General features: G+C 46.1%; 7 protein-coding genes and 4 tRNA genes. 1 reads left to right on the top strand and 10 read right to left on the bottom strand.

Annotated elements, in window-relative coordinates; genetic code table 11:
* From CAP50_RS02665 to CAP50_RS02620, 10 genes are all read right to left on the bottom strand, one after another.
* Window positions 1-519: GTP-binding protein (locus tag CAP50_RS02665; protein ID WP_153045423.1), on the bottom strand; the 519-nt coding region annotated here is incomplete at its 3' end.
* Between the two features lie 520 nt (window positions 520-1,039).
* Window positions 1,040-1,114 (bottom strand) — tRNA-Thr (locus tag CAP50_RS02660).
* A gap of 116 nt (window positions 1,115-1,230) precedes the next feature.
* A tRNA-Gly gene (locus tag CAP50_RS02655) sits at window positions 1,231-1,304 on the bottom strand.
* A gap of 80 nt (window positions 1,305-1,384) precedes the next feature.
* Window positions 1,385-1,468, bottom strand: a tRNA-Tyr gene (locus CAP50_RS02650).
* 67 nt (window positions 1,469-1,535) lie between these two features.
* Window positions 1,536-1,611, bottom strand: a tRNA-Thr gene (locus CAP50_RS02645).
* A 192-nt stretch (window positions 1,612-1,803) separates the two neighbouring features.
* Window positions 1,804-3,300, bottom strand: a complete 1,497-nt coding sequence (locus CAP50_RS02640; RefSeq protein ID WP_100748944.1) for an anthranilate synthase component I family protein — start codon at window positions 3,298-3,300, stop codon at window positions 1,804-1,806.
* Window positions 3,301-3,551: 251 nt separating this feature from the next.
* Window positions 3,552-4,448 (bottom strand): FHA domain-containing protein, encoded by an 897-nt coding sequence (locus CAP50_RS02635; protein ID WP_241900613.1) that lies wholly within the window; start codon window positions 4,446-4,448, stop codon window positions 3,552-3,554.
* Window positions 4,449-4,551: 103 nt separating this feature from the next.
* On the bottom strand, window positions 4,552-5,454 hold the full coding sequence (locus CAP50_RS02630) for an RsiV family protein (RefSeq protein ID WP_100748943.1): 903 nt from the start codon (window positions 5,452-5,454) through the stop codon (window positions 4,552-4,554).
* A gap of 381 nt (window positions 5,455-5,835) precedes the next feature.
* Window positions 5,836-7,431 (bottom strand): peptide chain release factor 3, encoded by a 1,596-nt coding sequence (locus tag CAP50_RS02625; protein ID WP_075102055.1) that lies wholly within the window; start codon window positions 7,429-7,431, stop codon window positions 5,836-5,838.
* A gap of 187 nt (window positions 7,432-7,618) precedes the next feature.
* Entirely contained in the window at window positions 7,619-8,515 is an 897-nt protein-coding gene (locus tag CAP50_RS02620) for a hypothetical protein (protein ID WP_075102054.1), read from the bottom strand.
* A 375-nt stretch (window positions 8,516-8,890) separates the two neighbouring features.
* On the opposite strand from CAP50_RS02620, the gene CAP50_RS02615 reads away from it, so the two are divergent.
* Window positions 8,891-9,304, top strand: coding sequence for an organic hydroperoxide resistance protein (locus CAP50_RS02615; RefSeq protein WP_075102053.1), 414 nt, complete (start codon window positions 8,891-8,893; stop codon window positions 9,302-9,304).
* Window positions 9,305-9,438 lie beyond the last annotated feature (134 nt).

The following is a 9,438-nucleotide window of genomic DNA, read 5'->3' as shown; positions in this document are numbered from 1 at the left end:
ACCTTTCATGATTGGGGTGTCGTCGCCTGGGAAGTCGTAGTCGTTTAGGAGTTCACGTACTTCCATTTCGACGAGCTCTAGCAATTCTTCGTCGTCTACTAGGTCACATTTGTTCATGAAGACGATGATGTATGGTACGCCTACCTGACGTGAAAGCAAGATGTGCTCACGAGTCTGTGGCATTGGGCCGTCAGTTGCTGATACAACTAGGATGGCGCCGTCCATTTGTGCGGCACCGGTGATCATGTTTTTGACATAATCGGCGTGACCTGGGCAGTCAACGTGGGCGTAGTGACGGGTTTCGGTGTCATATTCTACGTGTGAGGTGTTGATGGTGATGCCACGTGCTTTTTCTTCAGGCGCGCTATCGATGGCTGCGTAGTCTTTGGCCTCGCCGCCTGAGGTTTTTGCTGCTACGGTTGCGATAGCGGCAGTTAGGGTTGTTTTACCGTGGTCAACGTGTCCGATGGTGCCGACGTTGACGTGTGGCTTGTTGCGTTCAAACTTGGCCTTTGCCATGGGTAATTCCTCTTTTTTTGGTGAATCTTTATCAATAAAAGATCAGTGAATAGCTGTTTGACGGCTTTTGATGCATATTCAACCATCAAACCGTTGACGCTATGGCTTAACTACCAAAACGACCTTGCTTAACGTGTTATCGCAAACATAAGACTTTTCATTTGCTTATAAACAAGGTACGTTTCAATGCTTTATTCAAACTTGTTTTTATTCAATCTTACTTTTGATCACACTTATATGCTTGGCTATTATACTTACTTTTTGCGCGATTGCCCATCAAACAAGGTATCGCGATATGGCGGTTAAGTTACGATATCTTACGAGCCCCTAACCAATCTGCCAGCTGAAGCTTTACTGCTTTGTTAACCAATTGACAGCACTAAAAGGCAACACCTCAGTGTCACCTTTGAATTATAATCTGCCACACTAATTTTATAGTTTTCAATATTCTATAATTTCGATATCGACGTAAAGCTGTGTATTAAAGCTCAAAGCAAACACAAAAAGCTAAAACAATAAATGGAGCTCATATCGAGAATTGAACTCGAGACCTCTCCCTTACCAAGGGAGTGCTCTACCGCTGAGCTATATGAGCATATTTTTAATAACTACAGCAGAAATCTGTAGATTTACTAAAAAAAATATCACGATGCAGCGATAATAGCTGACTGTCGTGATGTATTATTGATAGTCTTTGCGATGGTGTATAAATGGAGCGGGTGGCGGGAATCGAACCCGCGTCATTAGCTTGGAAGGCTAAGGTGTTACCATTATACCACACCCGCAATTACTCTTGTTTTGGCTGACTCTAATAGAGAGTCTATCATAATAAGAGCTTGCTTGGCGCTATGACAAACTTAAAATATGGTGGTGGGAGAAGGATTCGAACCTTCGAAGCTTTCGCGACAGATTTACAGTCTGTTGGGTTTGACCGCTCCCCAATCCCACCTTAGGGTGCTTTGAACAAAAATGACTTTAAAACAAGGCAATTTTATAAAAAGCGACTTTGAAAGAGATGGTGCCGACTGCCGGGATCGAACTGGCGACCTACTGATTACAAGTCAGTTGCTCTACCAACTGAGCTAAGTCGGCTTGTTCTCTCAAAGTGGTGGCTATTCTATCAAATATTTTGAGAGACGCAAGCCCTTTTTTATTTTTTTTGCGATTAATTTCACATTAATTGTCAAGCAGTTGATTATGTTACTGTTTTTTTTGGCCGTAAAACCGCTTTTATCGCAGTCATAGCGTTTGTGCTTGTTTTACCGTTCGCTGCAAGCCTAGCCATTAGCGAATACGTAATCCATTACAGGCCATTTTCACGGCTTTGATCAGTATTTGGGCTTTTTGGTTGGTCTCCTCCCACATCGCATCTGCAGTAGCACCGTCATTCACACTTGCGCCTACTTGGATATGTATCTTGCCGCGGCGCATCACTGCTGTGCGCACCGCAATCGCAGTATCCATATTGCCATGCCAGCCCAAATAACCAACACAGCCGCCAAAGACGCTACGACGCACCGGCTCAATCTCATCGAGGATTTGCATCGCGCGGATTTTGGGTGCACCTGACAGTGAGCCTGCGGGAAAAGTGGCACACAGTACATCGAGCGCATCTTTGTCAGCAGCTATCGCGCCCTCAACATGAGAGGCCATCTGCATCACTTGCGAATAACGCTCGACAGCCATTTTTTGGCTGACCTCAACGCTGCCATCTTCACTGACGCGGCTAAGATCATCACGTGCTAAGTCAACGAGCATGCAGTGCTCGGCAACCGCTTGCTGGTCAGCGAGCAGCGCCGTCTCAAGTGCTAAATCGGCGGCGGCATCTTGGCCACGTTTGCGCATGCCAGCCAGCGGACGCACGCTGACACGGCCGTCCTCTACGCGAGATAGCATCTCAGGAGAGGCACCGATGATATCAAAACGCTTATGATCATCTAACGTGTAGCCATGCACTAAAAACAAATACGGCGATGGGTTTAAAAATCGCAGCGCACGATACACTGCCAGCGAGTTGCCTTTATAATCCGCGGTCAAGCGCTGGGCTGGCACCACTTGCTGCACATCCCCTGCCACAATGTAGTCTTTGATTTTATTGACATCCGCACTGTATTTATCCATGCCAGTATGCGATTTGAACTTAGGTGTGGGCATGATAGGGGCGTACAAGCTTGGCATCTCTGTCAGCTTGTCTTCTATTTTTTCTAGCTCACGAATGGCGTGGCTATAGCCATCATCGCTTCTGCAGTCAGCATAGACGATGATAGATAGGGTGTTTTCTAGCCTATCAAAGACTATCACATTCATCGATAGCATGAGCCACATGTCAGGCATGGTCATTGGGTTGGGCGCTTCACACTCTCCCATACTCGGCTCGATCACCCGTACCATATCGTAGCCGAAATACCCAACCAGACCACCGCTAAAGCTCGGCAGTGCCGGCATGTCTGTTGAAGTTGGCATTTGATACTCTGCCATCAGGGTACGAATATACTCAAATGGTTGGTCTACCATCTCCACGTCGATATGATCATTTTTTTTGACCGTCATCACCCCATCTATATATTGCACGATCAGATCACTACCCAGACCAATCATCGAATACCGTGCCCAACGCTCACCGCCTGCCACCGACTCAAACAAGTAGGCCGAACCGCTCAAATCACGTACTTTGGAAAACACTGAGACTGGCGTTTGGGCATCCATCAAGCGTTTTTTGATCAGTGGCGCATGGCTAAAACCACGGTCTTGAAAAGCTTGATATTCTTCAAAGGTCATCATAATGAAACTCTCTTAGCAAACGATTGGCAAAAGATAAGCATAGTAAAAAACGATAGTCACAATACAAATGCAAGATAGCGTCAACACTCTACTGAATGTTGACGCTATAAAAATGGCAGATTGGTGGCTTATTTTATTATCAGTGGCGTAGTAAGGATAACTGGTAGCCGCTAATTATATCAAAGCTCGCTGGGGTTATAGCGGCCCAAACGGACTGGCCAGTACTGCATTAAAATTAAACGCCATTAAAATTAAGCGCCGCCCATATTAAACAACCATAACGCCAACCCGATAATCAAAATTGCGATAAACACCCATACAAACCAGCCGCCGCTGGGCTTTTTCTCTAGTTGGCCGGCATTGGCAGGATTATTGATGGCTTGCTCCATGGCATTATTGCCTTCGGTACCAAGGTCGCGCTCCTGACCGAGATTGGCAGTCCCAGAAAACTGAGCGGTCGCCGCTTGCTTGGCGCGCAGTACCTCAGGATCCGCTTCTTCTTGTAGCGCAGTTTTGGTGGTTTTGTCATGCTCGTCAAGCAATGCTTCATCGGCGGTCTTATCTGCTGTAGTGGACGCTTTATGAGCCACTGGCTGTTCTGTGACAGGCTCTGTGATGGCCTCTTCTTTGATATCCGTAGGTGCAGACTGCGTCACCGGTGTGTCGTTGACCGGCTCTGTCTGCTCGGCCGCTGATAGCATCTCATCGATACCCGTTTCTTTGATGACGGGCGCTTCAGGGGTGCTCGCTGCGGCCATTTCGTCAGTTGATGCTGCTTGCTCTATCGTCTGAGCGGTCTCTTGCGTTCGTACAGGTGCACTGACCTGAAAGCGAAAACTGGCAAATCCCAAGGTGTCTTCTACTTGTAGCGGCGTTGACTTATTGCCTTCCAAGCGCTGATCATTGACAAACGTACCGTTGGATGAATCCAAGTCTTTTACGTAGAGCTGGCCGTCCAATACGCTAAGCACAGCATGATTACGCGAGACTTGCTTGCTACCTAGCACCACGTCATTGTCACTGCCACGGCCAACAGAGAGGCTGTCTGTGACGGTCAATGTCAAATCGCCCAACGCTTCGGTTAGGGCCTTGAGACGCCAACTGTCTGCATCTGCGGTGGTATGTGCATTATCTATATGGTTCATCATGCTATGACTCCTTATTTTTTATGAAATTTTACATGTAATGTATTCAGGTATCTCTCAGATTTGATCGCTGAACAGGCAAATGTGCCAGACACATCAACTATAACTATTTATTCGACAGGCACGCTGGTAAAAACTGCGGTTTGATAACCCCCTGAAGCTGGCTATAAGGGATGCTCAGCACTGGCATGCCATAAGCATAAGGCCCGATAGAATAATGCTGATAGCGAATATCGATGCCCTGGTCTGTCAACGTGACATTATTACTTAGGGTAAACGGCCAGCTTTTCTCATAGCTGGCAACATCCTCATCGACTGTCTTGACCCACTCTTTATAAGCGCTATAGGCTAAGGCATTAAAGCGAGGTTTTTTGTTGGGCTGTAGCATGTCTGCCAGCTGGATTGATTTTTTGGTTTGGTGATCAAATATCAGGTACTCACTATAGGGCATGCCGTGAGCGCCGCCCGTAAAGACGTATGAGTTTATCTCAAACAGCTCAAAATCATTGACGTGACCTAAGTATTCTGGCGTGACCATAAGGCTGTAGACAAACACGCTGTCTGCTGGCACCTCCGCAAACTGTGAGGCCACAAATTCATCAAGCGCTGCCTTGACATCGTCAGGCGTTTTTACCACTCGTGCGCCTGACTCGCTAGATTTGCTATTGACCACCAGCGCATCAATACGGGCGTTGACAACATCATTTATCCAAGCATGGTTGCTTTGTAGATACTGGACCTCTATCGTTGGACAATTGTCACGCTTGGCGCACTTATCTTGTAGCGGTTTTGGTAACTGGTAATCCAGATAGTCACGCTCACTGATTAAGCTGGCAGCAAAGCTCGGCATGGCAAGCGACCCTACCAACACGCCCGTCGCTACTACACGCCACAAACTCGCTTGTAAAGGCTCTGTCTGCAAAGTTGTCTTTTGCAAAGGCAGCCGCGCCGCTATCAGCGAGCGAATGCTATGGGCGCAAGTTACGATAGAACCAGACACGGTGTTCATATAGCCTCTTTTTATACCTATTATTTTTATCTATCAAGCTTTGAAGATATCAGCTTTTACAGTGTCAGCTTTTAAAACATCCTAAAACTCAAGCTATCTAAAATAGCAGTATTCAAAACCAAGCTGCCAAAGCGCTCTGCTTCTCGGCAGGCTTTTATTAATGACATCTTATAAACTGACACGCTACTTGATATTTTATCGTAACCATACCGATATATTGTAGGAACACTGTTTGTGTTTTTGAGGTGTTAGCGCATGACCTGTGTGCTATGTCAGCCCGTTAGGTCAGAGGCAAATAAATAAAAAAGACACGAAAGTCGTGCCTTTTTATGATTGTCAGTCGCACCGCTTTAGATGGCAAGCGCGGTGCGACAGCGTGTATTAGTGCTCGCGGGTATTACTAAACGTCACCTCTGGATAGCGGTCTTGCATGAGCTGCAAATTTACGCGTGATGGCGCTAAATAGGTCAAATAACCACCGCCATCTATCGATAGCTGATCATGGGCTTTTTTCTTAAACTTCGCCAGCGCCGCCTCATCATCACAATGAATCCAGCGTACCGTCGCAATAGAGACAGGCTCAAAGATACATTGTACCTTGTATTCTTCTTTCAGACGATGGGCCACCACCTCAAACTGTAGGACACCGACCGCGCCCAAAATCAAATCGTTATTGATCTGCGGCATAAATACCTGCGTAGCACCTTCCTCGCTCAGCTGCTGCAGGCCTTTTTGTAGCGCTTTGGATTTGAGCGGATCTTTTAATACCACACGGCGAAACAGCTCAGGAGCAAAATGCGGAATCCCCGTAAAGTTCAACTCCTCGCCTTCGGTGAAGCTATCACCGATAGAGATCGTCCCGTGGTTGTGTAGACCGATAATATCACCCGGATACGCCTCTTCTAGCGCTTCACGGTCACCCGCTAAAAAGGTTAAGGCGTCAGCAATACGCACGTCTTTTCCTAGGCGCACGTGCTTCATTTTCATGCCTTTTTCGTATTTACCTGAGCAGACACGCAAAAACGCGATGCGGTCACGGTGGCGCGGGTCCATATTGGCCTGAATTTTAAAGACAAAACCACTAAACGCCGTTTCGGTCGCAGCCACTTCGCGCTCATGCGTCGGGTGCGCTTTGGGCGGCGGCGCATACTTCACCAAAGTATCAAGCACCATATTGACGCCAAAGTTGCCCAGCGCGGTACCAAACAACACAGGGGTCATCTCGCCTTTTAAAAACGCTGCAACATCGAAGTCTTCGAGCGCCATTTGTACCAGCTCAAGCGACTCCTCAAAAGCATCAAACATCAGCTTGCCCAAACGCTCACGGATATCAGGATAATCATAGCCTTCGCGGGTTTCTGCCACGCTCATATCACCGCCATGGCCTTTTTCGTACAGATAGGTTTTGTTTTCGGCCAGATGATAGACCCCAACAAAATCTTGTCCCATACCGATCGGCCAAGTAACAGGAATGCATTTAATTTTTAAAACGTCTTCGATTTCACTGAGCAGCTCAAGCGGCTCGCGAATCTGACGATCGAGCTTGTTGACAAATGAGATGATGGGGGTGTCGCGCATACGGCAGACTTCCATCAGCTTGATGGTACGCTCTTCGACACCCTTAGCACCATCGACCATCATCAGCGCGCTGTCTACGGCGGTCAGAGTACGATAAGTATCTTCTGAGAAGTCGGCGTGACCTGGGGTGTCTAGTAGATTGACCATATGGTCTTTGTAAGGAAACTGCATGACGGAGGTGGTGATAGAGATGCCACGCTCTTGCTCCATGCTCATCCAGTCAGAGGTCGCATGACGGTCGGTTTTACGGCCTTTGACCTCACCCACTACCTGAATGGCTTGTCCCCATAGGAGCAGCTTTTCGGTCATGGTGGTCTTACCCGCATCAGGGTGCGAGATAATGGCGAAGGTGCGTCGCTTGGCAACTTCTTGATTTAGTTTTTTTGGGTCTACGCTCATAATGTTCGGCTTCAGCAGTTGGGTCATTTAGAGATTAGTCTAAATAAATAGGGTAAATATGAGCGTATTGTAACGGATTTAGCGCCAGACTGCAGAATTAGCGCATAAAAAACACGCTCTATGATAGCCCAATAGAGCGTGCGACCTTGGAGGTTACGATGTTTTTGGCCTAAATTATGGGCTTTTTTTAATAATAGCGTTTGATTTCTTGCTCTAAAAAGTCAGCCGCTACGTCATTGACCAACGTGCAATCGACTACGCCGCTCAAAGGATCATTATTTGAGTCATTAACCCCACTCGCCACATGCTCAGCATTATACACCCGACCTTTATATTCTACACCGTTATAAGTCGCAACGATTTGCTGGTCATCATTATAAGCTTGCACGCTTGCTAAAGGGTATTGTTTATTAAACCCAAGGCTGGTTCTAGTGATCTTCTTGCTGTAGCCGTCACCAATTTGATTTTCAATAAACTCTATCCACGAGTCGATATTTTTATAACCTGTTATACCCTTTTCATTAAAATAGACAAACTCACGTTCACTATTTGTCATAGGTGTAAAGCATTGTGCGTTCTTAGGAAAAGAAACTTTACTGCTTATTCTCGAATAATTATATAAGTCTGTTAGTACGCCAGCTCGCTTACCTGTGACTTTATCCACACTGTAACTGTCCGCTCTGACACCATATAAATCATATTCTTTATAATCAATAGTAAACATTGATTTATTATTACTGTTTTTCTGGTAAATAGGACGACTAACTATATTACCATCAACACTAATGTCTTTATCGGCTATGGTACCTTCAAATCTATTGGCTAACACTATCGAGCTCTCTAAGTTATCGACGTCAGGCTGGGCAATACCAACAATATTGATTGGCTGTACCTGACGTTCGCCATTTCGGTAAGTTGTATCGATACGCGTAATCGCATTTGACTGACTCTCAAAACTACTCACTGTGAGGTTATTATTCCCCGAACCATACACACCATCGTCTTCGCCGCAGCCAGCCATCGTCAGCGCCAACACAGACAATACGCTGGGAATCACCATCCATTTTTTTATAGAGTTGCTCATTACATAGTATCCTTGTCATGGTCAGGTCGGTTGCCATTTGTTGTCATCTATACTGAGGACCAAACAGCGATATTGATGTGATCAGTTTACCTCAATACCCTCATTATTTATATATCAACGCTGTTTTGTTATGCGCACACTGTTTGTAGATTTACAAACTTGTTATATATGTTTACGCCTGACCCATTGTGCGCATCAAATAGCTTGCTACCATGGATAAAAACAATACGAGCTTACCAGCCTTTATTCGACGCTCGCACCTACAATCGTATTTATATAAGTCTTTAATACATAAGTTTCTAAATCAATTTTAATACAATAGTCTCTAAATCAATAAAGCTCACCACGAGCGACAAAACCAACAAAGGATGTGTTATGAAAACGTTATACTCTACCAAAGGTACCACCACTGGCGGCCGTGCAGGTTCAGCCAGTCTCGCTGATAGCGATCTGAGTATCAATATGGTGCCGCCCGGCTCTGGCAAAGACGGCAATAACCCAGAACAGCTATTTGCCATGGGTTACAGCGCTTGTTTTGATGGCGCATTAGGCGCGGTCAAACAAATGGAAAAAGCCAAATTTGACTCAACCACCGAAGTCGAAGTGGATCTTATGCAAGGCGAAGGGCACGACTATAAGCTGGCGGCAAAAATCCACGTGATTGGCAAAAACACTGAGTTATCTGCTGATGAGTTCCAAAAGCTGGTCGAAAAAGCCCACCAAGTCTGCCCATACTCAAAAGCCACGCGTGGCAATATCGACGTCGAGGTGACATCAGAGGTTCAATAAGTTCTCGGCTACTATAGTGTCACGAAGCATAAAAAAGAACGCAGCGAGTCTGGGTTCTTTTTTATTGTCTGGCGCTTTTGTTTGTACGCATCTTGTACGCATCGCGGCTTTTATTGGTTCGTCTTATTCGTTTG

Source organism: Psychrobacter sp. L7 (assembly GCF_002810365.1).
GTDB lineage: Bacteria > Pseudomonadota > Gammaproteobacteria > Pseudomonadales > Moraxellaceae > Psychrobacter > Psychrobacter celer.
Note: the sequence above shows the minus strand (reverse complement) of the source record. Positions and strands in the feature narration are given on the sequence as shown.